Origin of the sequence: Chryseobacterium sp. KBW03 (assembly GCF_003852415.1) — a bacterium.
Taxonomy (GTDB): Bacteria; Bacteroidota; Bacteroidia; order Flavobacteriales; family Weeksellaceae; genus Chryseobacterium; species Chryseobacterium viscerum.
Window position 1 is genome coordinate 46445 of sequence record NZ_QAJO01000013.1, and the last position, 25218, is coordinate 71662.

26 protein-coding genes are annotated in these 25218 nt (G+C 35.0%); 15 read left to right on the forward strand and 11 right to left on the reverse strand.

All coding sequences use genetic code 11. The annotated features are described in order from the left end of the window. Positions 1-9 precede the first annotated feature (9 nt). The 3 genes from DBR39_RS21380 to DBR39_RS21390 all read right to left on the reverse strand — a co-directional run bounded on the left by DBR39_RS21380 (position 10) and on the right by DBR39_RS21390 (position 4583). Positions 10-873, reverse strand: coding sequence for a MotA/TolQ/ExbB proton channel family protein (locus tag DBR39_RS21380; protein WP_109739038.1), 864 nt, complete (start codon positions 871-873; stop codon positions 10-12). 240 nt (positions 874-1113) lie between these two features. Next, the gene (gene leuS / locus DBR39_RS21385; RefSeq protein ID WP_124536520.1) at positions 1114-3927 is read right to left on the reverse strand and encodes a leucine--tRNA ligase; all 2814 of its coding nucleotides are present in this window, start codon (positions 3925-3927) and stop codon (positions 1114-1116) included. A gap of 182 nt (positions 3928-4109) precedes the next feature. Then, positions 4110-4583, reverse strand: a complete 474-nt coding sequence (locus DBR39_RS21390; RefSeq protein WP_103233856.1) for a lipocalin family protein — start codon at positions 4581-4583, stop codon at positions 4110-4112. Positions 4584-4728: 145 nt separating this feature from the next. On the opposite strand from DBR39_RS21390, the gene DBR39_RS21395 reads away from it, so the two are divergent. From DBR39_RS21395 to DBR39_RS21405, 3 genes are read left to right on the forward strand one after another with little or no spacing between them, the layout of a single operon-like run. Next, entirely contained in the window at positions 4729-5760 is a 1032-nt protein-coding gene (locus DBR39_RS21395) for an acyltransferase family protein (RefSeq protein ID WP_124536522.1), read from the forward strand. 22 nt (positions 5761-5782) lie between these two features. Further along, positions 5783-6538, forward strand: coding sequence for a glycosyltransferase family 2 protein (locus DBR39_RS21400; protein WP_124536524.1), 756 nt, complete (start codon positions 5783-5785; stop codon positions 6536-6538). After that, entirely contained in the window at positions 6538-7164 is a 627-nt protein-coding gene (locus DBR39_RS21405) for a deoxyuridine 5'-triphosphate nucleotidohydrolase (protein ID WP_124536526.1), read from the forward strand. The genes DBR39_RS21400 and DBR39_RS21405 overlap by 1 nt, the downstream gene beginning before the upstream one ends. Here DBR39_RS21405 and DBR39_RS21410 read toward each other — a convergent pair. From DBR39_RS21410 to DBR39_RS24635, 6 genes are all read right to left on the reverse strand, one after another. Next, positions 7156-8394 carry a 3-deoxy-D-manno-octulosonic acid transferase gene (locus tag DBR39_RS21410; protein ID WP_124536528.1) on the reverse strand — a complete coding sequence of 413 codons (1239 nt, stop codon included), beginning with the start codon at positions 8392-8394 and terminating at the stop codon, positions 7156-7158. The two genes, DBR39_RS21405 and DBR39_RS21410, sit on opposite strands and share 9 nt — an antisense overlap. 5 nt (positions 8395-8399) lie before the next feature. Next, entirely contained in the window at positions 8400-8744 is a 345-nt protein-coding gene (locus DBR39_RS21415; protein WP_124536530.1) for a cupin domain-containing protein, read from the reverse strand. Next, on the reverse strand, positions 8741-9208 hold the full coding sequence (locus tag DBR39_RS21420; RefSeq protein WP_124536532.1) for a DUF1648 domain-containing protein: 468 nt from the start codon (positions 9206-9208) through the stop codon (positions 8741-8743). Before DBR39_RS21420 ends, DBR39_RS21415 begins: the two co-directional genes overlap by 4 nt. 22 nt (positions 9209-9230) lie before the next feature. Continuing rightward, positions 9231-9947, reverse strand: a complete 717-nt coding sequence (locus tag DBR39_RS21425; RefSeq protein WP_124536534.1) for a C40 family peptidase — start codon at positions 9945-9947, stop codon at positions 9231-9233. An 86-nt stretch (positions 9948-10033) separates the two neighbouring features. Beyond that, entirely contained in the window at positions 10034-10681 is a 648-nt protein-coding gene (locus tag DBR39_RS21430; protein ID WP_124536536.1) for an O-methyltransferase, read from the reverse strand. 139 nt (positions 10682-10820) lie between these two features. Continuing rightward, positions 10821-10973: a CCPGW family putative bacteriocin gene (locus DBR39_RS24635; RefSeq protein WP_124536538.1), complete on the reverse strand. Its 153-nt coding sequence runs from the start codon at positions 10971-10973 to the stop codon at positions 10821-10823. An 863-nt stretch (positions 10974-11836) separates the two neighbouring features. Between DBR39_RS24635 and DBR39_RS21440 the strand changes: the two genes are divergently transcribed. The 3 genes from DBR39_RS21440 to DBR39_RS21450 are packed head-to-tail and all read left to right on the forward strand — an operon-like array spanning position 11837 to position 14022. Beyond that, positions 11837-12430, forward strand: coding sequence for a hypothetical protein (locus tag DBR39_RS21440; RefSeq protein ID WP_124536540.1), 594 nt, complete (start codon positions 11837-11839; stop codon positions 12428-12430). A gap of 52 nt (positions 12431-12482) precedes the next feature. Further along, positions 12483-13055 carry a hypothetical protein gene (locus DBR39_RS21445; RefSeq protein WP_124536542.1) on the forward strand — a complete coding sequence of 191 codons (573 nt, stop codon included), beginning with the start codon at positions 12483-12485 and terminating at the stop codon, positions 13053-13055. A gap of 4 nt (positions 13056-13059) precedes the next feature. Next, on the forward strand, positions 13060-14022 hold the full coding sequence (locus DBR39_RS21450; RefSeq protein ID WP_124536675.1) for an HTTM domain-containing protein: 963 nt from the start codon (positions 13060-13062) through the stop codon (positions 14020-14022). A 52-nt stretch (positions 14023-14074) separates the two neighbouring features. Here the strand turns inward: DBR39_RS21450 and DBR39_RS21455 are convergent, their stop codons facing one another. Next, a complete protein-coding gene (locus DBR39_RS21455) occupies positions 14075-14908 on the reverse strand; it encodes an OmpA family protein (RefSeq protein WP_124536544.1) in 834 nt (277 codons plus the stop codon). Positions 14909-14995: 87 nt separating this feature from the next. Here DBR39_RS21455 and tilS point away from each other — a divergent pair, with 87 nt between their 5' ends. The 7 genes from tilS to DBR39_RS21495 all read left to right on the forward strand — a co-directional run bounded on the left by tilS (position 14996) and on the right by DBR39_RS21495 (position 22914). Then, positions 14996-16348 carry a tRNA lysidine(34) synthetase TilS gene (gene tilS / locus DBR39_RS21460; protein ID WP_124536546.1) on the forward strand — a complete coding sequence of 451 codons (1353 nt, stop codon included), beginning with the start codon at positions 14996-14998 and terminating at the stop codon, positions 16346-16348. Next, entirely contained in the window at positions 16321-16896 is a 576-nt protein-coding gene (locus DBR39_RS21465) for an RNA polymerase sigma factor (protein WP_124536548.1), read from the forward strand. The genes tilS and DBR39_RS21465 overlap by 28 nt, the downstream gene beginning before the upstream one ends. A gap of 62 nt (positions 16897-16958) precedes the next feature. After that, complete coding sequence (locus DBR39_RS21470; protein WP_124536550.1) at positions 16959-17915, forward strand: redoxin domain-containing protein; 957 nt, start codon at positions 16959-16961, stop codon at positions 17913-17915. 358 nt (positions 17916-18273) lie between these two features. Continuing rightward, a complete protein-coding gene (locus DBR39_RS21480) occupies positions 18274-20343 on the forward strand; it encodes a protein-disulfide reductase DsbD family protein (protein WP_124536552.1) in 2070 nt (689 codons plus the stop codon). A gap of 274 nt (positions 20344-20617) precedes the next feature. Beyond that, the gene (locus DBR39_RS21485; RefSeq protein WP_124536554.1) at positions 20618-21145 is read left to right on the forward strand and encodes a biopolymer transporter ExbD; all 528 of its coding nucleotides are present in this window, start codon (positions 20618-20620) and stop codon (positions 21143-21145) included. 111 nt (positions 21146-21256) lie between these two features. Next, complete coding sequence (locus DBR39_RS21490; RefSeq protein ID WP_124536556.1) at positions 21257-22039, forward strand: alpha/beta fold hydrolase; 783 nt, start codon at positions 21257-21259, stop codon at positions 22037-22039. 71 nt (positions 22040-22110) lie between these two features. After that, positions 22111-22914 (forward strand): patatin-like phospholipase family protein, encoded by an 804-nt coding sequence (locus tag DBR39_RS21495; protein WP_124536558.1) that lies wholly within the window; start codon positions 22111-22113, stop codon positions 22912-22914. Between the two features lie 34 nt (positions 22915-22948). Here the strand turns inward: DBR39_RS21495 and DBR39_RS21500 are convergent, their stop codons facing one another. Then, positions 22949-23953 carry a DHH family phosphoesterase gene (locus DBR39_RS21500; protein WP_103232308.1) on the reverse strand — a complete coding sequence of 335 codons (1005 nt, stop codon included), beginning with the start codon at positions 23951-23953 and terminating at the stop codon, positions 22949-22951. A 234-nt stretch (positions 23954-24187) separates the two neighbouring features. Here DBR39_RS21500 and rpmH point away from each other — a divergent pair, with 234 nt between their 5' ends. Together rpmH and DBR39_RS21510 are read left to right on the forward strand one after the other, a co-directional pair. Then, positions 24188-24346 carry a 50S ribosomal protein L34 gene (gene rpmH / locus DBR39_RS21505; RefSeq protein WP_040997588.1) on the forward strand — a complete coding sequence of 53 codons (159 nt, stop codon included), beginning with the start codon at positions 24188-24190 and terminating at the stop codon, positions 24344-24346. 153 nt (positions 24347-24499) lie between these two features. After that, positions 24500-25210: a cell division ATP-binding protein FtsE gene (locus DBR39_RS21510; protein WP_103232310.1), complete on the forward strand. Its 711-nt coding sequence runs from the start codon at positions 24500-24502 to the stop codon at positions 25208-25210. Positions 25211-25218 lie beyond the last annotated feature (8 nt).

Consider the following 25218-nt stretch of genomic DNA (forward strand, 5'->3'; position numbering starts at 1 on the left):
TGCTAATTCTTAGTTGAATTCAGCAAAAGATTGTTGGATACTCATAGAGATCTCGTCGATCTTGTAAGTTAATCCATCAATTTTAGATGTAAAGAAGTTATAAAGGATAATAGCGATTGCTGAAGTACCAATACCTAATGCCGTGTTGATCAAGGCTTCAGAGATACCTGTAGATAGAGCAGCAGCATCTGGAGTACCACCTCCTGAACCTAATGCAAAGAACGCCTTGATCATCCCGATTACTGTTCCAAGTAGTGCGATTAACGTTGCAACTGTACCTAGAGTAGAAAGGATCATCATGTTTTTCTCAAGCATTGGCATCTCAAGAGTTGTAGCTTCTTCGATAGCTTTGTTAAGCGCTACCATTTTCTGCTCTTTATTTAATGTATTATCGTGAGAAAGCGCTTTGTAAGTAGTAAGACCTTCTTTTACTACGTTACCTACAGAACCTTGTTGTCTGTCACATTCTTCGATAGCCTCGTCAATTTTGTTTTGGTTTAGTAAGCTTCTTACTTGTACAACGAAGTTGTCTAAGTTTCCTTTTCCAGCCGCTTTACCAAGAACGAAATATCTTTCAAAAGAGAAAACAATTACAGTAATCATGAAAGTAATCAAGATTGGTACAATAACCCCTCCTTTGTAGATAATACCTAAAAACGATTCTGGATGAATGTCTTTTCCTTCAACACTTGAAAAAGCTACAGAACCACTTCCAAGCTTATCTGCATCTTTAAAGTTCCCTGGGCTCCCCAGAACAAATAAGTAAATACAAACTCCTATAACGAATAAAATAGGAATAATAATAGCTGGATTTAAACCTCCTGCTTTTCTAGCAACTACTTGCTCATCATTTTTTGAAACATTCATTTCCATATTTAACTAAATTATATTGTTTTAAAATTTTACAGGGTGTAAATTAAAGGCAAAATTAATTAAAATGCAAGAGTCTTAATTAAACATTTTGCTTTTTTTTGATAAAGAAATTTTAATACGATTTCGATATAATAATTATTTTAAATTATTTTATTTATTTTCCTCAAATTTAACATTTGAGTTAAAAAATCAAAAAAATAAGACACCCATTTTTTTGATTTTCCCAATGTTAATTTTTTTTTAAATTACGATATTCACAATACGGTGATGAACCACAATGATTTTTTTAGGGGTTTTCCCTTCCAAAATCTCTTGCATTTTCTCATTTGAAATCACCAAATCTTCCACTTCTTTGGCAGATAATTGAGCTGAAAGCGAAATTTTGAACTTCATTTTGCCATTTACGCTTACCGGATACTCAATTTCGTCCTCAACCAGATAATCTTCATTCAATACTGGGAACTTTTCAAATTCTATCGATGTATCGTGTCCTAATAAACTCCACAGTTCTTCACAGATATGAGGAGCATAAGGAGAAATGATAACGGCTAACGGTTCTAAAATATTGCGCTTGTTGCATTTTATTTTCTGAAGCTCGTTTACAGCAATCATAAATGATGATACAGAGGTATTGAAAGAGAAGTTTTCAATATCATATACTACCTTCTTTATTAAGGTATGCAGCACTTTGTATTCTGCTTTTGTAGGTTCTTCGTCTGAAACTTCAAAAGTTTCTCCATTGAAATATAAGTTCCAGAATTTCTTAAGGAAACCATATACTCCACTTAGCCCCTGAGTATTCCAAGGCTTGGATTGCTCTAAAGGTCCTAAGAACATTTCATACAATCTTAAACCGTCTGCTCCATATTCTTCACAGATAACATCAGGGTTTACGACATTGTATTTTGACTTGGACATTTTCTCTACTTCACGATCTGTGATGTATTTTCCATCTTCCAGGATAAATTCAGCATCCGCATAATCCGGTCTCCAAGCTTTGAAGGCTTCCGTATCCAATTCATCAGATGTACCTTTTAATAAAGATACGTCAACGTGGATCTGCTGGGTCTGATATTCTCCGGCTAAGTTTTTAGATACATATTGATTGGTTCCGTCAACTCTATATACAAATGCACTCATTCCTAAAATCATCCCCTGGTTGATTAATTTCTGGAATGGTTCATCATGATTGATGTATCCTCTATCTTTTAGGAACATGTTCCAGAAACGGGAATACAACAAGTGACCTGTAGCGTGTTCGCTTCCTCCTATATATAAGTCTACCTGTCCCCAATAGTCTGAAAGATCCTTTGCACAGAATTCTCCGTCATTTTGCGGATCCATATATCTAAGGAAATACCATGAGCTTCCAGCCCAACCCGGCATTGTAGATAATTCTAAAGGGAAAATTGTTTTATCGTCAATAAGGTCTGTAGCTACCACTTTCTGATTAGCTTCATCCCATGCAAATTCTTTTGCATTTCCTAGTGGCGGATCTCCATCTTCTGTTGGTAAATATTTTTCAACTTCAGGAAGTTCCAGCGGTAAAGCAGAAGTCGGCAACGTGTAAGGCATCCCATCCTTATAATATATAGGAACAGGTTCTCCCCAGTAACGCTGTCTTGAGAAAATAGCATCACGCTGTCTATAGTTTGTTGTTCCATGACCAATTCCTTTCGTTTCGATCTCTGAAATCATTTTTGCTTTCGCTTCATTATAATGCAGCCCGTTTAAGAAATCAGAGTTTACACAAACGGAATCTTTGGAATCAAAAGATTTTTCCTGAACATCTTCTTGAGTTTCTACAACCTTTTTAATTTCAAGATTAAATTTCTTTGCAAATCTGTGGTCACGCTCATCATGTGCAGGAACAGCCATTACAGCTCCTGTTCCGTATCCCATCAACACATAGTCTGAAATATAGATTGGCATTTTCTCATTGCTGAACGGATTGATTGCATAACTTCCGGTGAAAGCTCCGCTCACGTTTTTCACGTCAGACATTCTGTCTCTTTCCGTTTTTTTGGAAGTTTCTTCAATATAAGTATCTACTTCTACTTTTTGAGCATCTGTAGTAATAGTTTCTACTAAAGGATTTTCGGGAGCCAATACCATAAAGGTAGCCCCAAAGATGGTATCAGGTCTCGTTGTAAATACCTCAACAATCTCATCATGACCTTCTACCTGGAACTGAACCTGTGCACCCTGAGATTTTCCGATCCAGTATTCCTGGGAATCTTTCAAAGGCTGTGGCCAGTCTAAAGTATTCAATCCTTGTAAAAGTCTTTCAGAGTAAGCAGAGATTCTCATACTCCACTGCATCATTTTTTTCTGGAAAACCGGGAATCCTCCTCTTTCAGATTTACCATCCTTCACCTCATCATTTGCCAATACTGTTCCTAGTGCAGGACACCAGTTCACAGTTGTTTCAGCTCTGTAAGAAAGACGATAGTTTAATAAGATGTCTTCTTTATCAATATCAGAAGCATTTTTCCATTCTTCAGCGGTGAAATTTAATTCATCATTCTGATTGGCATTTAATCCTTCTGTTCCTTTTTCTTCAAAATGTTTGATAAGCGAATCTATAGATTCTGCCTTATCGGTATCTTTATTATACCAAGAGTGATACAACTGGATAAAAATCCATTGTGTCCATTTATAATAGGAAGCATCTGAAGTTCTTACTTCTCTGCTCCAATCGAATGAAAATCCGATCTTTTTTAACTGCTCTTCGTATCTGTTAATATTTTCTTCTGTAGTGATTGCCGGATGCTGTCCTGTCTGGATCGCATACTGCTCAGCAGGGAGTCCAAAGCTGTCATATCCTACCGGGTGAAGTACATTAAACCCTTGGTGTCTCTTATATCTCGCATAGATATCCGACGCAATATATCCGAGCGGGTGACCTACGTGAAGTCCTGCCCCCGATGGATACGGAAACATATCGAGTACATAAAATTTTGGTTTATCTGTGTTATTAGAGGTTTTATAGGTTTGATTTTCCTCCCAGTATTTCTGCCACTTTTTTTCTATCTGCTGATGATCGTAAAACACTTTATATAGATGTTATATGTTAGACTTTAAAATTTTGAATTATCTTCTCTTTTTAACAAGATTCACAAAAATAATGATTTTAAAGTAAATAGAAATTTAATTTATGATGAATTGCAATTCTAGGCTCAACAAAAAAATCCCATCCGGAGATGAGATCTATTTTTATATCCTGAAGTATACTATTATTGGCTAACTCTTTTGAACGTATAAGTTCTTGTCTGGAATATAGTAGGATCCTGAGTTTCTTCTCTTACAGCAAGATTAAGCGTTGTATTATCCAAAGTAATAATCTTTGCATTTACCGGCTCTACGATCCCCTGAATTTTCATTTGAACGTCTTTTCCTTCCTTATTGTAGGTATAATTGAATTTTATATCCGAAAGAATAGCACACTGGCCAGGTGTAGCAGTATCTCCCCAGTTTGTTTTTCCACCTTTGGAATCAACACTAAACCACCATCTGGTCTGCTTCTGGCAGTCCGTATAAGTAATCGTGTTAGAAACCGGGTCTTCACCAACCTCTACAGTAGTAACTACTTCTTTCAATGGCTGCCATGTCCCAACTAGGGGTGCTTCCAGAACAGTATCATTATCACTACTACATCCTGTAGCGGCAAATAACGACAAACCTGCAAATAGTAATGCTAATTTCTTCATAGATCAATTTTTTCAAGCGCTAAAATTATAATTTTTTTGATTTATATTACTATTTTTTATGAAAAATTATTTTATCGACGTTTATTTATATATATTTTAAAACACTCGGACCTCATTTTCCCTTTATTTAACAAATAATGAATACATGAGCATCATTCATTTTATTAAAAAAGTTATTTTTGCAGGAAACAAAATACAAATGCAGGATATAACGAAAAACAATTTTGACTTTATACGTGTTCTCCTCGCCTTTATTGTCTTTCTTGGACATCTTGGTACACTCAGCGCATCTCCTGATCTCAAGATTTTTGAACACAGCCCTATTGAAATTGCCGTTTTCGGTTTCTTTGCAGTGAGCGGATTTCTTATTGCAAGGAGTTATGACAGGTCTTCAAGCCTGAAAAGTTATTTAAAAAAGAGAATCAAAAGAATTGTTCCCGCTTACTTATTGGTTATTTTTTTATGTGCGATTTTATTAAGTTTGGTAAGCACATATTCTTTAACCGAATATTTCAGTAATACACAAGTTTACAAATACTTTTTTTGGAACTCATTATTTTTAAATTTTAAAGCACCCTGGCTTCCGGGAGTCTTTGGAAATCAAGCAGTTAACGGTGCTTTATGGACGCTTAAAATAGAAATGTGCTACTATTTCTCTGTTCCTTTGTTGTTTTTGCTTTTCGGAAAGAATAATAAATACAGAAATATAAGTCTGGTTATTTTATACTTTTTATCACTTATTTATCTCAATTATTTTGAATCTTTAAATAAAATTTCACTCGCCAAACAGCTTCCTGGAACATTATCCTATTTTATCCCTGGAATGCTGGTTTACTTTAATTTTGATAAATTTATCAAACATAAAAATATAATTTTCATCATTGCTCTCGCCACTGTGTGGATTGATTTATATTTAAAAATCCAGCTTTTTTCTCCAATGATGATCGGTGTTATCGTAATGTATATTGCCTATTCATTCAAATTCTTAAATAATTTCGGAAAATATGGTGATTTCACATACGGAATCTACATTTTCCACTTTCCTATTATCAGAACTTTCCAGACTTTAGGACTGTTTGAAGATTACAATCCATTTGTAATGGCTTTGGTATGTATGTTGGTGGTTATTGCGGTAGGTGTAAGCTCCTGGCATCTTTATGAAAAAAGATTTTTATAATTTTGCAGTTTAGAAAACATAAATGAAAGATCTCGTCTCCATTATCACTCCTTGCTATAATTCAGCGGAATTCATCGAGGAAACCATACAGTCTGTTCTTAACCAAACCTACGAAAACTGGGAGTGGCTGATCACTGATGACCTTTCCAAAGACAATACTGTTGAAATCATTAAAAAATATAATGACCCCAGAATAAAACTGCAGGTACTGGAGAAAAACGGCGGAGCGGGAAATGCAAGAAATAACAGCCTTGAAAGAGCTCAGGGACGATACATAGCCTTTCTGGATTCTGATGATTATTGGCATTCTGAGTATCTTGAAACCATGACAGATTATATGCAGGAACATCATGCAGAACTTGTATACTGTAATTATTCGAGATGTAATGAGCAGCTTCAACCTATATTAAAAGATTTCCTTGCTGATAAAATTGTCACTTTTTCCAATCTGCTGAAGACCTGCCGACTGGCTCCGGTTTCCACAATGTATGACACAAAAAGAGTTGGAAAGTTTCTGTTCCCAGTAAAAAGTAAGCGTGAAGACCACGTTATGTGGCTAAATCTTTTAAAAGTAATTCCGGAAGGGATGCCTATTAATAAAACACTGGCAAAATACAGAATGCGCGAAAACAGTGTTTCCAGAAATAAAAAAAACATCATCAAAGATCAATATCTTGTTTATAAAGATTTCATGGGATTTTCAACTGTAAAATCATTATACTATACGGCTAACTGGGCGCTTAATGGATTCATGAAGTATTCGAAAATTTTCAATTAATGGAGTATTCAAAAGAGTTCAAAGCCGCTCTGAGCGCTTTTTCCGGTACCGAGAAAGACAAACTTATTTTCAGACTCCTGAGAAAGGATAAATTATTGTCTAAAAAACTGTATTTCGAACTTATCGATCCGGAAACCACCGATGATAAGAGAAATGCCATGGAAGAAATTGTAGAGGAAAAGGTTCTTTTAGCATCAAAATATACCGGAAATGCTCCCTATTTCCTGACTATCATCCGAAAGATAAGTGCAGAAATCACTGAACATATAAAAATTACTACTGATAAATTTGGAGAAGTTTCACTGAACCTTCTTCTTGTCAATAAAATATTGGATAACAACAGTGACCTCAGCAGACAAAGATTTGACAATGTTTACAAACTTTATATTTACATTATCAATAAAGTATTCAAATCTTTAACTCTTATTAAAAAACTGGATGAGGATTACTGGATGGAAATTGATGAATATCTGCGTGATACCCAGAAGAAGATCTCAGACAACCACTATCTTCAAAAACTCTGCATCAATAACGGTCTTGACATCAGCTGGCTCGAATGTGAAAAAATCCCGGAAAATGTGGAACAGATTGTGAAAGAGATGAAAAGCCAGGGATACTTACGATAAAATTTTCTGAAGAATCATTTGGGTAGAATTAGGTTTTTCATCTACGAATTTCCCGGCATTTTGAGACATTTCTTCAAGTTCTTCTCTATTCTCTTCATTCAAGAGAAATAAAACGAATTCTGAGGCTGTATATTCGTCCGGAAAAGATTTCCCTCCATTTGCGGAGACAAGATCATCGGCTTCCGGATTCTTTCTGTAATGATTTCCAAAGATCACAGGAACGCCAAAGGTTGCTGCTTCCAGAATATTATGAAGGCCTGCCTCATGAAACCCTCCTCCCACAACGGCTACATCTGCATAAGAATATAGTTTTGACAATAACCCGATGCTGTCTATGATCAGAATTTGAGAATTAGAAACTGATGGTTGGGCATTTTTTATTTCGCTGTATAATAAAGCATTTGGAAAGGTATTTTTTAAATGCTCTACTCTTTTCAGATCATGCGGTGCTATAATGAGTTTCACCGTATTATTTTTAAGGGAAACCACCTGTGCTATTTTCTCCTCTGCCTGCCATGAACTTCCAAAGACAACGGCTTTATTTTCTCCTTTGAAACTTGCAATAAAGTCTACATGATTATCCCGTTCGCGAAGTTGTTTCACTCTATCAAATCTTGTATCTCCCGTTACGGAAGACTTCACCAACCCTACACTTTTTGCCAAAGCCAATGAAAACTGGGTCTGATGAAAAAACCAATCTACATTTTTCTGAAGCTGTTTTACAAACCATTTTCCATAAGAGGTAAAGAAGGACTGTCTTTCATAGAACAACGCAGAAATAACGTAGATCTTTGTACCTTTATTTTTCAGTTCAGCAAGCAGATTATACCAGTAATCATATTTAACCGTAAAAAATAGTTCGGCATTAAACTGTGATACAAATTCTTTTACACTGCTTTTTTTATCAAAAGGAAGATAACAGATCACGTCTGCAATATGTTTCTTTTTTACAACATTTTCATATCCGGATGGAGAGAAAAAGGTCACCAGAACTTTGTGCTGGGGAAAATTCTCTTTAAGCTTTTCCAAAACGGGCAATCCCTGCTCATACTCTCCTAAACTGGCAGCATGCATCCAGATCACTTTATCTGTTTTTGAAAATGCAGATTTTACTTTGTTCAAGGACTGCTTTCTTCCTTCAACGCCTTTTTTAGTTTTATCATTAATCAACGCGAAAGCTTTCATTCCGAAAGTAAGGAGACTGATAAATATATTGTATAGGAAAGCCATTTTAATTATTCTTTAATTTCAATTCTATCCTGATCCGTAGGTGGATTGGATATGACTAAAAACTCAATTTCTTCGGGGGATTCATTGGATATAAAATGCCTTGATCCTGGTGCAATGGAAATAGATTCACCTTGTTTAACCAAAAATTTATCTTCATTGATATATAAGACGGCTTCTCCTTTCAGAATATAAAAAAACTGTTCTGCTGCCTTATGAAAATGTAATTTTTCTGAAGTTCCCGCAGGCATCTTTTCCTGCTTCACAGATAAGTTTTGGGGGTTTTTCAGAATCCAGCTGTCACAATGGTCTCCCCAAATATAATGTTCTGAATTGTCTTTGGAATGTATCATTTAAATAGATTGATAATGACCAACATTACAGGTAAAAATGCAATAACGCTTAAAATGGTAGTAGCAATCGAAATTTTCGGTTTAGCATTTTCATTGGAAGCCCGTCTGATCATATAATCCTGATTGTTTATAAAGATCAGCATAAGGAATGCAAATAGAACCCTCATAAAGATCTTCATGATTAAAAACTGGGCGTGTCTGTTCTGATCTGTAATTTCTACCGGAAAATTCGTTCCCTCAGGATGCCTTGTAGCAAAGGTAAAAACAGCATACATTACTGCAGCCAATAAAGGCATTAAAAAAGCATAGATCTTTCCACCGAACCTGTCCGGCTTTCCGTCCAAATCCATATGAACAGGAATTTTCTTCGGCAAAGTATTATAGTTCTTGATGGTAAACCACCACAGAAAAACGACCCATCCAAAATTAAAAATATCAAAAATTGTAAAGAGAATATTTTCCATTTCAGATCAGATTTGTTGGAAATTAAATTACGCTTTTAAGCACTCTCAATTTATGAGTGTGCTTATTCATTTCTTTATTGAAAATCCCTGTAGAATCTAAGGTGTCAATTCTCACTTTTCCTGAAGCATGGATGATTTTTTGATTCTCCAGCATAATTCCTACATGAATTATTTTCCCGTCTGCATTCTCAAAGAAAGCAAGATCTCCGGGCTGTGTTTCTTCTATAAAAGTAAGAGGTTCTCCCACCTCAGCCTGTTGTGATGCATCTCTGGGTATTTTAATATTGTGAATTTTATATACCAATTGGGTAAAGCCTGAGCAGTCTACTGCAAAAAAGCTTTTGCCTCCCCACAGATAAGGTACATTAAGGAATTCTTTTGCAGCCAATGCGATACTTTCCCGTACATCATGACTTCTTCTGGAAGCCACCACTGGAAATTCCACTTCTGATCCCATAGACAGCAGCGTTTTTCCGTCGTTCATGAGTACGGAAGAAAAATCTTCAGTAACAACAGTAACTTTTCTTCTGGCCAGATCTTCATCTGTTACGGGTTTCAATTGTTTCGTATCCATCCATCCTTCATAGCCATCGTAATGCATCTTGATTTTGGTCCAGTTTTTATCTACTTCCAAAATATCTGCACTTTCCCCGAACAATATTTCCGTAACAATTTCAGCTCTGTCAGAATTTTCTGCACGAACCGGCGCTACTGTAACAATACAAATTCCTTTATTCATTAACTCTCAATTTTAAGATTGAATAATTTAAAGAGTAAAAATACGGTCTGTACACTCTTTAAATGTTTAATCTTTGGATATTTTAATTACTTTCTGCGAAGAAAGTTGACTCCGTCTCGCAAAGGTAAAATAAGATTTTCAAAATCTTCATCTTTTGCTGCTAAATCATTTAATTCCTGGATAGACTGGGTAGATTTCAACTTTGGATTTTCTTCCAGTACTTTTCCGTACCACAGAACATTATCGAAAAGAACTACAGTTCCTGACTTCGTATGGGGTTTTATCAGTCTAAAATATTCAGCGTAGTTCTCTTTATCTGCATCTACAAAAATCAGGTCAAAAAACTCATCTGTTTCTTTTAAAAACTCTTTAGCATCCTGAAGTTTGAAATCAATCTGATCAGCATATTCGCTTGCTTCGAAATATTTTCTCGGCAGATAGGCAAGATCTTCATTCACATCCAACGTTGTAATTTTGCCGTCTTTTGCCAACCCTGAAGCCAGGCATAATGTGGCATATCCTGTAAATGTTCCTATCTCCAGGATATTTTTCGGCTGCATCATTTGGGAAATCATCGTTAGCAGTCTTCCCTGCTGGTATCCCGAAATCATATGCGGCTGTGTTGTTTTTTGATACGTTTCTCTTCTCAGTTTTTTCAGAATTTCGGATTCCGAAGAAGCGTGTGCTTCTAAATATCTGTCCATTTCAGGATTCTTTTCTTCAAAAAAACTCATACAACTTTAATTTAAACAAATTTAAGGATTTTAAAACTTCTTTTTTTAATTTTCAGTTTCTACCCGAAGATAAGATACAAAAAAAGAGAGAAATAAATCCCTCTTTTTTAGTCTAAGTATTTCAACACAGATGATATCTTTAATAGGCTATACAATACTCTCCTTTAGAACCGCAAACCCATCCCGGACAGCAGTCAGAAGTTCTTTGACAAATTATTTGTGGATTACACCATAAATCAGCTCCCTGTACAGTTTTCATTTCTCCTCTTGAAAGTCTTTTTAAATTTTTCATAATTGTTTTAGTTTAGTATTAATTCCTACTCTTAAGATTTTCGGATATCTCTCTATATTATTTCCTTTTATAGAGATTTAAATATACATATTTTATTATAAACCAAATGATTATATACCGTATAATTTATTTATCTATAAAATAATTTTCACTTTTTCAGGGAAATACCCATATAAAATACCGTGAAAACACGGATGTTATTTTTGTGGTATTAATGATAAGTTTGCAATACGAATAACGGGTAAAAACACTAAGAGAAAACAAGATGGTTGCAGGAGAGACACAAACTAACCATGAGAATCGCAAAAAAGTTGTACCGAAAGGTAGAACAGATTCTTCTGCAGCAAAAACTAAGACAGAAATATCCACTTCATTTTTGCAACGAATTATTTCTCTCTTGAAAAAAGAAGAATTAATTTGATTAAAAAGTAAATCCCGGCCACCTTCGGGATTTATTTTTTTTTAATACAGGGTTATTTCTACTCAGGTCACATCAGGTAGTCTGCCTGATCGTCAGATTAACAATTTATCCCGCACAGGGATCAATCTTTTACCAACATCCATTCAAAAGAACTTTATCAAGTTCGTTCGACAAATTTTTATCAAATTTTACATTTTACGCATCTACAAAGCAGTCTTGATAATCCTTAGACAGGCTGTTATTTACAGATTATTACCTCATCCCATCATCAGATTTAAGGTTAAAGGTTAAAATCCCTACATAAAAACAGGATAAACACTTATTCTAAAGCACTCACATCATTCTACATTTGATCTAAGTTTTCCAACCATGAAACACTCACAAAAAGGAGGAACCCGAAAATCCTAAAACAGAGTAGGGATATTTTTTTTAAAACAACCACATGAAAACAAAGACTTTATTTTTAATTGGAGCAATAGTGGGACTTGTTATTATATTTTCCCAGCTAAAACCTCAGGAGATGACTTTTTATAAAGAAAAGGGCAATTACATCGTAGACAACAATTACATCATTAAAGATGTCAAAAAAATCTCTGATGAAGACATGAAAAATTTATTAAGCCTGCAAAAACTTCATCAGAATGGTTTGGGTACCAATTTTATTGTATACAAAATCAACAGACAGTACATCATCCGCGGATGCCTGATAAAAGCCAATATTGACTGGAAAAAATATGGTGATCTGAGAACTAAAGTAGATGATATCCTAAAAAAATACGGAGCTAAAGAATTGCGAACAGATTATTATGCTATTCAAAACAATCAGGTTGCTACCAACGCTGCATTGCTGAGCCAGAAAGACATTGCATCTTTAAGTAAATTAACGATAAGAGGTGCTGAAGAATATACCATCTGCCCACCAACGATGGGTAGAAAGAACCTTACCAATGTGATTATAAAATCTATAAAAGCCAATACAGCTATTGATCCCAGAATCAATGTAAAACTGAATAATGTATTGGTAAATTACAAATAACAGCAAAAGGCTGTTTTCATTCTGAAGACAGCCTTTTCTTAAATCTTTTGCCATGAAAAGAAAGCTTCAGTTATCCGGAATTTTTATTGTTTTACTACTGGTCTTTACGATTGGTTTGAAGGGAACGTTTGATGGCTACTATGGTTTTTATTATGAAAACAAAAATTATGAAAAACCTTTAGCTTACAAAATTTCAGAAAACATTGCCCAGTCAAAACCCGTCAATATGTTTGCATCTTATACCGGTTTTGATACAGGCTATGGCTTTTATGCACCCAATGTTGCCAGTGATTTTGTCATGAGCTTTGAACTGAAAGATAGCAATGGAAATATTCTGGAACAAAAGACCATGCCTTATTTTAAAAGTAAGGAAAGCAGAGTGAGATATACGACAGTCTTTAATATGTTTCTTGATAAAATTTCTGATAAAAACAAGTACGACAGCAAGTACTATCAATATCTGGACATTATTATCCGACAGATTGCAGCGCATGTCATGAAAGAAAATCCAAAAGCAACAAAGGTTACTACAAAACTTTATCTGTACGACTACCCTACTATTGCAGATTTCAGACAGGGAAAGACGAATGAAAATTTGATTCTTATTGATGAATTTAAACATTAAAACGATGAAAAAACTGAATGTACTTTACACAAAAGTTGAAAATTTCTTTTTCAAGCAGGATAATCAAACAGAATTTTTAAGTTTCTTCAGAATTGCAATAGGACTTATTATTCTCTTACAATTCATTGCAGTGATGCCTGATTTTGAAAAATTATTTTCTAGCAGCAGCGTCATTCCACAGGATATCATGAGTGTTTTCACTCCGGATTGGCTCATTACATTTTCAAAAGCTGTCAGTTTTTTGCAGACTTTCGGTATTGAAGAGAGCACTACAATTATGATGACCAAAGTATCATTTATTACATTGTGTATTTTTGTTATCACCGGATTTTATTCCAGGATTTCTGCTCTGCTATTACTGATACTACAGATTGCATTACTCAAGGGAAGTTCTTTCTTTGCGTATGGTGCGGACTTTTTCACGAGTATGTCCTTGTTTTATCTGATCCTTTTTCCGTCCGATTCCCATTTTTCCCTTAGAAACTTTATTTTCAGCAAAAAACCTGGAAACATTAATATTACCCCAGTAAAAAGGTTATTCCAGATTCATATTTCTATTGCTTATTTCTTTTCAGGGCTGGACAAAGCTTTAGGTTTCAACTGGTGGAACGGCGAATCTATCTGGAAAGCCATCCATCTGCCCTACTCCAACAGAGATCTGAATATTGATTTTAGCTGGCTTATAGAACATTCTTATATTTTAAGTTTGATCGGATGGAGCACTATTATTATTGAGATGTGTTATCCGTTTTTCATATGGTACAAACCGACTCAGAAGACATGGCTTTTCCTAACGGTTTCTATGCATATAGGAATTGCATTGGTTCTCAACTTATATTATTTTTCAGCGATTATGATTGTATGGAATATCACCAATTTTTATTTTGAACAACCCATTAAAAAGGTTGTCCGTTCTTCAAAGAAAAAAATACCTGCCCATTATATTCCGAAACAAATAGGTTCATAAAAAAACAAATCCCGAATTGCTTCGGGATTTATTTTTATGTATGGTTGAGTGATTATTTCTTAGGAGTGATATCCATCAGTTTCATAAACTCATCAAGTTTAGGCATGATGATGATTTCTGTTCTTCTGTTTTCAGATCTTCCTGAAACGCTCATATTAGTCGCTTTCGGGTTGTATTCTGAACGACCACCAGCGGTAATTCTTGCAGGATCTACTCCAAACTGAGTCTGAAGAATTTTAGCAACAGAAGTCCCTCTTAATGCAGAAAGATCCCAGTTGTCTCTCGGAAGATTTGGAGAACTTAATGGAGCATTATCTGTATTACCTTCGATCAATACTGAATATTTATCATAATCATTGATTACTTTAGCCACTTTACCCAACACTTCCTGAGCTGCAGGCAAAATGTTGTAATCACCTGTTTTGTATAGCATTTTATCTGAAAGAGAGATCATTACTACCCCTTTCAATACTTTCACCTGTACATCCTGATCTGACATATTATCCAAAGATCTTTTCAGTTTGTTGGACAATGCAAGGTTCAAGCTGTCGTTTTTAGCATTGCTTGATATCAACTGTTTGATATAAGAGTTGGAAGCATTGATTTCACCTACAAGTTTATCAATGTTAGCAGAACTTTTTCCGGTATTAGAAAGACATGCATCAAGTGATGATTTCAAAGCATCATGCTGACTTTTCAACAAATTGTTTTCCCCTGTCAATGCAGAGTTTTGAGATTTCAAATCCTGAATTTCTCTTTGTCTTTCTCCAATATTCTCAATACACTGTTTATAGTTTATGCTCAAAGCATCATATTGCTTCTTGCTGACACAAGATGTCATTCCCAGCGCCATTGCAGAAACTGCCAAAACTTTTAAAATCTTCATAAATAATCATTTTTAGACTACTCAAAGTTAGGAAAATTCAATTGAATTATATCGGTTATCTTTGCATAAAAGAAATTCTCAACATCTATGTTGGAAAAATCAAGCTTTATCAGCCAATTAAAAAATCTCGTTCACGAGCCTGAAAATCACACGTATCTTCTGGCCGTAAGCGGTGGGGCAGATTCTATGGTTCTTGCCTCTTTATTCAGGGATTTAGGTTCCGAAATCCAAGGTTCAAAGTACCGGTTTCAGGTTGCTCATATCAATTATAAACTCCGTGGTAATGATTCGGAACTGGATCAGAAAACAGTACAGGATTTTTGTGAGAAAAATCATATAAAATTTCATTTGTATGAAGTTTCTGAAAAAGATCAGAAGCCGGAAAATTCTATTCAGCTTTGGGCAAGAGAACTTAGATACACCTTTTTTAAAGAAATCCAGCGAAAGGAAAAACTGGAATTTCTGGTGACAGCCCATCATCTGAACGACCAGCTGGAAACATTTATCATCAATCTTTCCAAGGCTGCCGGCATCAATGGATTGACTGGAATTCCATCAAATGACAATAATATTCTCAGACCCCTTTTAAATTTTTCCAAAAAAGAAATTTATGAATTTGCTGAACAGAATACTATTGAATTCCGGGAAGATCTGTCCAATAAAAAAAATGATTATCTCCGTAATAAGATTAGAAATAAGATTGTTCCGGCATTGATGGAAACTAACGATCATTTCTTGGAAAACTTCAGAAAAAGTTCTTTGTACCTGAATCAAACCAAAGATTTTGTACAGAAACAAATTCAGGAGATAGAAAATCGTATTACAATATTTAACAAAGACTATAAAATAGTATCAAAAGAAAAACTTGATCAGGAAAGTGATTTCGTAAAATTTGAAATTTTAAAAAAATACGGGTTCAGCCAGGAGGAAGAAATCCCTAAAATTTTTAAAGCCGAAAACAACAGTTCCTTTTTCTCAAAAGAATATCAGTTGATTGTCAATCGTAATGAACTGATATTTATGAATAGAAATGATGAACAGGGCACTAAAGAAGAAATAATACTGATCGATCATTTTGATTTTTCTAAAAACCAAATCAGCATCAATCTCGTAGATCATATTGAAAACATTGATGGGATCAATAAAGAGATTGAATGGGATTTTGATGCTGAAAAAATTCACTTCCCACTGCGTTTAAGAAAACAAAAAGAGGGTGACGAGTTTTATCCTATTGGTTTTTCGGGGAAAAAGAAAGTTTCCAAGTTTTTTAGAGACGAGAAATTATCTATTTTGATCAGGGAAAAGGTCTGGTTATTGTGTGATTCAAGAAACCACATTTTGGGAGTTATTCCTCTCAGACAGGACCGCAGGTATCAGGCAGATGGAAATACTCAAAAAAAGATAATCATAAAATGGACAGAAGAACAACTAATTCGTTAGCTGTTGATGATTTTAAGAAAGACAGCAATATCGCTTTTGGTATTTTATATCAACAGTATTTTGACTATACTAAAAAATTTATCCTCAAGAATAAAGGCAATACAGAAGATGCAGAAGATATTTTTCAAGACGCACTGCTCATCCTTTATCAAAAGCTGAATGCAGATGATTTCAACGTTCAGACCTGTCTGGGAAATTACATCATTGGAATTTCTAAAAATCTATGGCTGAAAAAATTAAAAAACAGAAATTTTTATATAGAGTCGCCTGAAAATTATTTCATAGAAAATCAGCAGGAAATCACTTCTGCGATTGAAAATGAAAAATATTACTGGGAAAAACTTTTTGGTTATGTTAAGTCTATTTCTTCACACTGTCAAAATTTAATCCACGATATTTTTATTGAAAATAAAAGCATTGAGGAAATCCAGGACAAATATCAATATTCAAGCAAGCATAATGCTCAGAACCAAAAATATAAATGTGTAGAGCAGATCAGAAAAATAAAAGACAAAAAAAACACACTGATTATCAACGAGTTAAAATAAATTATTAAATGAATGGGTGATTTTTTCCTTTTTAAGGGAACATAATAAAAAACAACATTCTTATGTTCAAAAAAATGGTATTGAGCTTCCTCATATTACTAGGAATCTCGTTTAATGCGCAAAGCACGGGTATCAATTTTAAAAAAATTGATTTAGAAGCGGCGAAAAAAATCGCAGCAAAAGAGAATAAACTTATTTTCATTGACTTGTACACTACCTGGTGTGGTCCCTGTAAGTTGATGGCAAAGAAAACATTCACCGATCCTCAAATTGGGGAAATGTTCAATAAAAACTTTGTAAATCTTGCTATAGATGCAGAAAAAGAGGGGGTTAACCTAGCTAAAGAATTTAAAGTGGTCAATTATCCTTCTTTTTTATTCCTGGATCCAAAAGGCAAGCTGGTTCAATATGATTTCGGATATTATAATCCCACCCAGTTTTTAGATGTCGGAGCATCTGTTTTGAAAAAAAAAATGGTTCAAACCGATAAAACCTTAGAACAGGTAAAAGGGAAAATGGTTGGAGATAAGATCGAAAATTTTACGGCAAAAGACCATGTAGGAAATACATTTTCGTCATCGCAAGAAAAAGAAAAACTTATTATTGTTTTTATCAGAGGTCAATGGTGTCCTTACTGCAATAAATATATTGAAACGTTACAAAACCTGGCACCTGAACTAAAATCCAAAAATGCAAGGTTGGTCATCATATCTCCTGAAAAACCAGAATTTATAGAAAAAACAATTAACAAAACAAAAACTGATTATACGGTTCTATATGATGAAGGGTATAAAATCGCAGAAGCTTTTGATGTTCTGTATACTCCCGACAGTGAAACTCTGAATTTCTATAATTCCAGATTGAAAGATGACTTTGCAAAAAGCAGATCAGATAACTCAGGAAGACTGCCTGTTTCTGCGACATTTATTCTTAATGAGGGGAAAGAAATTATATGGAGGCATTTTGATACAGATTACAAAAAGAGAGCCTCTACAGAAGATATTGTAAAGCAATTATAACAAAGTCTGATTTGAACTTGCTATTTATAATTTAGGTTCAGGATTTTTTAATAGCAATACTGAAACAGAATTTAATTTTCTAATATTGATAAAATCAATAATAGCTTTGAGTCCTAAATGGATTGATATTTTTACTCCAGCTAAAGTAAAATAGGAAATATTTTACTTGAAAAGCTTCTAAAAAAGAAAGCTTCTAAGTTTTTTAAGGACGAAAAATTATCTATTTTAGCGAGGCAAAAAATTCAGATACTGTCTGATGATGATTCTGTACTCAGAATACGATCTTTCAGACAAAACAGATGATACGCAAAGGATGAGAAAACAAAATGGAGTCTCAAAATTTTTAATGAAACGAAAAATGAAATTTAGAAATTGGTTTTTATTAATTCTACTATTTTTAGCAACGGGGATTAATGCACAGATAAAGAATCCTGTAAAGTTTAAATTCACCATCAACGATCTGGGAAACAACCAGTACGAAGCGGTATTGAATGCCACAATGGAAAGCGGATGGCACATTTACTCAAAAGATCTACCGGAAGATACCGGAATTCCCACTGAGTATAAAGTTACAGGAAAGAATATTGAACTGATCGGGAAATTTTCCGAAGTGGGTAAAAAACATGAAGAGTTTTCTGAAGCATTCGGTGGAACGATTGTTTTCTACTCCAACTCAGCTGGGTTTAAGCAGAAGTTTAAGTTAAAAGACCCTACAAAACCTGCGGATGTCACTTCTGAGATTACTTATCAGACTTGTGATGACAGAGTTTGTCTGGCTCCAAATACATTAGAATTCAACCAAAAAGTGACTCCAAAAGGGGCTACGGAAGAAGCTACCCCTGAGGAAACGGCAGTTCCTGTAAAAGACTCATTAAAAGTGACTGAAACAGTTACCGAAAATCCTTCAAAAACAGCAGCCACGATCACAGAGGCTTCAAAACTGGATCCTAAACAGCTGAAAATTGAAAGTATAGATTTCAAAAATCCATTGACGGATTGCGGTACAGCTTCAACCAAAGTGGATGAAAATTACTGGACTTATTTATTCTTAGGATTTATCGGTGGGCTCATTGCATTGCTTACTCCTTGCGTTTTCCCGATGATTCCTTTGACCGTTTCATTTTTCACAAAGGGGAATAAGAACAAAGCAAAAGGAAAAAGAGATGCCCTTATTTATGGGTTTTTCATCCTTCTTATCTTCGTTTTATTAAGTATTCCGTTTCATATTATCGACGGAATTGCAGGAAATATCTTCAACGAAATTTCCACAAGCGTATGGCTGAATATTGCATTCTTCATCATATTCATCTTCTTTGCCGGAAGTTTCTTCGGGTATTATGATATTACTTTGCCAAGTTCAATCGCCAACAAGTCTTCTAAAGCGGAAGAAGCAGGAGGAATCATTGGGATTTTCTTTATGGCATTGACATTGGTTATCGTTTCATTCTCTTGTACAGGACCTATTTTGGGAAGTTTATTAGGAAGTGCGGTAACAGGTTCTACCAACGTTCCGATGTTATTGACATTTGCATTGGCAGGATTTGGATTGGCATGGGCTATTGTTTTCGGATTATTGGCTTTATTCCCGCAAGCATTACAAAGTCTTCCGAAATCCGGAGGATGGATGAATACGGTAAAAGTAGTTTTAGGTTTCGTAGAACTGGCTTTAGCATTGAAATTCTTATCTAAAGCAGATCTTGTATCTAAAACATTCTTCTTAAAAAGAGAACTTTTCATCGCCATCTGGATCATTGTTGCACTAGGATTAGCATTATATTTATTAGGATTTATCAAATTCCCGCATGATGATAAAAAGCCTAAAATTTCTATCACAAGAAAGATATTAGGAGTATTGGGAATTGGTTTTGTGATCTATCTGATTCAGGGATTGATTCCATCTGACCGTCCGAAACTTCAGCTATTAAGTGGAATTTTACCTCCATTGAATGTAAGTTATTTCCATGATGAAAAAGACGGAATTTTAGGAATGCATCCGGAACACGACTTCTTCAAAGCAATAGAACTTGCCAAAAAAGAAGATAAACCCATACTGATTGACTTCACCGGATACGGATGTGAAAACTGTAGAAAAATGGAGGAATTTGTATGGAGCGAACCAGATATTTTACCAGTCCTTCAGAATGATGTTGTATTAGCATCTCTGTACGTAGATGACAAAGAAGAGCTTCCTGAGGATCAAAAAACTAAAATTGACCTTGGGGAAGGCCAGATTAAAAAGGTAAAAACAATTGGTGACCGATGGAGCTTATTCCAACAGGTTAACTTTAATAATAACTCCCAGCCTCACTATGTTTTAATCACTCCGGACGGTAAAGTAATCAATACTCCGGTTTCAGGATATATGCCAAAAGAGGATTTTAAAAAATTTCTGGAATGTGGTGTTAACTTCTATAAAAAGAATAAATAAATCATTTACATATTATTTAAAAACTCACACTTTACCGTGTGAGTTTTTTTTGTCGATTTTTAGACAAAGATCATCCTGAAAATTCAATAATCAGTAAGCCAGCAACATCATGATGATACACTTTTAGAAAAACAGATTAAAAGAAACGGAAAATTAAAATTCATTGCAAAAACCATCAATAAATTCATGAATCTATTGATTATTCCATAAACAAGGCATATGTTTTGTAAGAATTAATCAAAAAATACCGTTTAACATTTTAAAACTTTTAATCATGGCAGAAGTAATTGCACAAGAAAAACAAGGCGGCAAGCAAAAGAAAAAAATGATCAGAGTAGACATGACTCCTATGGTAGATCTGGGATTCTTGCTCATCACATTCTTTATGTTCACCACTAATTTTACAAAACCCAACGTAATGGATTTAGGGTTACCGGCAAAAGATCATAATCCAACCCCACTCCCAAATGATAATGTAATTGGAGATAAAAACCAGGTTACCTTTATCCTTGGAAAAGACAACCGTGTATTTTATCATCAGAGCAACGCAAAAGATCTGAATACAGGAAACCTTAAGGAAACTGATTTCAGTGGAATAAAGATTTCAAAAATCATCGCGGAAGCTTATCAAAAAGCTCCTGATCAGAAAAAATTCACGGTAATTGTAAAACCTACGGATGAAGCCAACTACAAGAATTTTGTAGACATGCTGGACAATCTCGCTATTTCTAAAAAGGAAAGATATGGTGTAACAGACATCAAACCTTGGGAAACAAAGGTTTACAAGGAATTAACTCAATAAAACAAGAAGAGCATTTAAGAAATGCTCTTTTTTGTTTACATTTGAAAGAAGAAATGAGTTTGCAGTCCATAACCGGCTGCATTATTTTTAACCTTCTATAATTTTGAAATCATGCTGAACTTTGAAAGAAAAGGAAACGGAAAAGAAACCTTGGTACTTCTTCACGGGTTTATGGAGAATTTATCCATATGGAATGATATGGAGCCTCATCTTTCTAAAGATTTTTCACTGCTGAAAATTGATCTTCCCGGCCACGGACAGTCTGAAATTCTTGCAGAAGTTCACACCATGGAACTGATGGCTGATGAAGTGAAAAAAGTTTTAGACCAGCAAAATTTAGAAAAAGTACATCTTTTGGGACATTCTATGGGAGGTTACACTTCGCTAGCTTTCGCAGAAAAATATCCTGACTCTTTAAAAAGCTTAACGCTATTTTTCTCTACCTATTTTCCGGATGATGAGGAAAAAAAACAGCAGCGCATCAAAAGCTATAGAATTATAAAGGATGCATTTGCTCATTATGCAAGAGCCGGAGTTCCCAATTTATTCAATCCTAACGAAAGAGATATTCTGGAAGGGAAAATTGAAACCGCTCTTGAAACTGCACTCTCGACGAACAATATGGGCGCTCTTGCCTGCGTGAAAGGGATGGTAGAAAGAACCGATAAAAAGCATGTCCTGGAAAATCTGGAGGCTAAAATCCTGGTATTGGCAGGAAAACACGACAACGCCGTAAAAACCGATATGATGATCAAACATCTACCGGACAGAACGAATATCAAATCATATATTCTGGATTGCGGGCATAACGGACATTGGGAAAAACCTGGCATATGCGCCGAAATCATCAACACAGAACTTCTTCACAATCTTCCTAAAAAACTGGTTTTCTAATCCCCAGTTTTCTAATGAATTAAAGTCTTGTTTACAAAAAATCCTGTATATTAGTAAGGATAATTTTCGCAATGGCTTTATTCACATTCAAAAAAAAGAAACCGCCGGTTATCGGGCTTACACTTTCAGGCGGAGGCATGCGTGGCATTGCTCATATTGCCGTGTTGAAGGCTTTGGAAGAATATAATCTGAAACCACATATTATCTCCGGAACCAGTGCAGGTTCTATCATTGGGGCTTTTTATTCTTTTGGAAAAACGCCGGATGAGATGATGGAAATTGTAAGACAGACTTCTTTTTTTTCCAGATCAGCTTTAAAATTATCAAAGAACGGAATTTTCAGCTCGAATTTTATTTTAAAACTTTTCAAAGATTATTTTCCAGAGGACAATTTCAGTATTTTAGGAATCCCTGTGTATGTGGCCGCTACCGAAATGACCCATGGCATTGTAGATTTCTTTTCTGAAGGAGAGCTTTTCGGCCCGTTACTGGCTTCATCCAGTGTTCCATTCATTCTTCCTCCGGTAAGGATAGGAGAGAAAATTTATGTAGACGGCGGCGTTCTGGACAATCTTCCCATTGAACCTATTATTGACAAATGCGACTTCCTGATTGCCTCTCACGTCAACTCGATCAGCTATGACGAATTGAAAAAGATGAGCCTGATGAAAGAATTCGACAGAATCCTTCACTTAGCCATCGCCAAATCGGTCTATTCTAAAGTGAAACACTGCAATATATTTTTAGATCCGCCTAAAATGACGAAGTACAGTCTTTTCAACAAAAGATACATGGATGAGATGTTTCAGCAAGTGTATGAATACACCTGTCAGGAGCTTGAAGAAAAAGGACACCGAAAAGATTTGAGGGTGTAAGACTTTCCCCCTTTGTTTTTACATTTTCGTCCTTCTAGAAGTTTTCCTCTTTTACTTTATTTTTAAAGGTTTCTATCGTTCCAGCCAAAGATTCTAAAGATTTTCCACCAGCAGCATTGATATGCCCGCCACCATTGAAATATTTTCTTGAAAACTGATTCACATCAACATCATCTTTACTTCTGAACGAGATTTTAACAAAATCCTCATATAGATCTTCCATAAAGAAAGCAGACATTTTTACTCCGGCAATGCTCAAACCATAGTTTACAAAACCTTCCGTATCTCCTTTCTGGAAACCTAATTCTTTAAGTTCATTTCTAGTAAGGCTTAAAACCGCCACAGTACCATCATTCACGACTTCTATTCTTCCCAGCACCAAAGCAAGTAAATGCAAACGGGAAACTGTATTGGTGTCCCATGTGTTGGATGTGATCATGGCAGGATCTGCGCCATGTTCAATAAGATTGGCAATAATTCTGTGCGTGGTAGCACTCGTAGAACGAAAACGGAAACCACCTGTATCTGTCATAATACCTGTATAAAGGCATTCTGCCATATCCTGATTCACCAGTTTTTCATCATTCATTGCTTCAATGAAATGATAGATCATCTGTGAAGTTGCAGGGATTACCGTATCTGAGTAAACAAAGTCAAATTTTTCCGGCTGCTGGTGGTGATCAATAAGAATTTTCTTCCCCTGAGCTCTAACCAGCCAATCTCCAAGTAAACCAATTCTTGATGGAGAATTGAAATCCAGACAGAAGATAACATCTGCACCTGCAATCATATCAGACGCCAGCTTTCTTTTGTACTCAGCAATAATCACTTTTTTAGATTCCGGCATCCACTTCAGAAATTTCGGAAAATCGTTAGGTACAATAACCTCGGCATGAATTCCTTTTGCTTTCAGATAATGCTTCAATCCTAAACTAGAACCAATAGCATCTCCATCCGGGTTATAGTGGGTAAGGATAACTATTTTGCTCTCTTGTGTAAGTAATGTATTGATATCTAAAAGTTCTGCTGGTGTAAACATCCGGTGTTTATTTTCGTTAAAATTAAAGTTTTCAAAGATAGAGCTTTTATATAAATCATTTAAATATTATTTTTGCACCCGAAAATGGTTTTCCCATCGGGGGTTTATAAATACCTGATCAAAAAACATTCAATTTAATTTAAAAAAAGATTATTAAAGTTTGTATCTTATAAAATTTTATATATCTTTGCAACCTGAAAATTAATAGATTAATTACGATTTAAACATATAGTAATGAGTAAAAGAACATTCCAGCCATCAGAAAGAAAGAAAAGAAACAAACACGGTTTCAGAGAAAGAATGTCTACGCCAAATGGAAGAAGAGTTTTGGCTGCGAGAAGAGCTAAAGGCAGAAAGAGTTTAACTGTAAGTGCTTCACGCGCTAAGAGATAATTCTACATTATCATATACAAATCATGCTTGAAAAGTTTATTTTCAGGCATTTTTTGTTGTTAAAATTTACTAAAATTAGAGTCAGATAGACTTCTTTTTTCTATTTTTAAAGATTGAAATTTTTTTGTTAGAAACAGCCTTTAAAATTAAATTATGCCACATACAAATATCTCCGGAGAAAATATCATAAGTTTACAGCAAGCCAAGATTGCACAAAAAAGCTTCACTGTACTTTCCGATGTAAATCTTAACATTAAAAAAGGTAGATTCTGCTATCTTATCGGAAAAACAGGTTCTGGAAAAAGCTCCCTTCTGAAAACGCTTTACGGACACATTCCATTAGCATCAGGACACGGATCTGTGGTAGGATTTGACCTTGCAAAATTAAAGCCCTCTGACATCCCTAATCTAAGAAGAAAATTAGGAATCGTATTCCAGGATTTCCAATTACTTTCTGACAGAACTGTTGAAAAGAATTTAAAATTTGTTCTTGAAGCAACAGGATGGAATGATAAAGTAAAAATGGAAGACCGTATCAATGAGGTTTTGGGAAGTGTGAACATGAAAAGCAAAAAGCACAAAATGCCGCACGAGCTTTCCGGAGGAGAACAGCAGCGTATCGCGATCGCAAGAGCTCTTCTTAACCACCCTGATCTTATCTTAGCAGATGAGCCGACAGGAAACCTTGATCCGGAAACTTCCAATGAAATTATGACCTTATTAAAGCAGGTTGCCCTTGAAAACGGAGCTGCAGTAGTAATGGCAACACACGATTACCATATGATTCAGAACTTCCCTGGTGAAGCAATCAGATGTGAAGATGGAAAAGTATCAGTATTGGATACTGCTGAATTGTTTGAGTAAGGATTCAG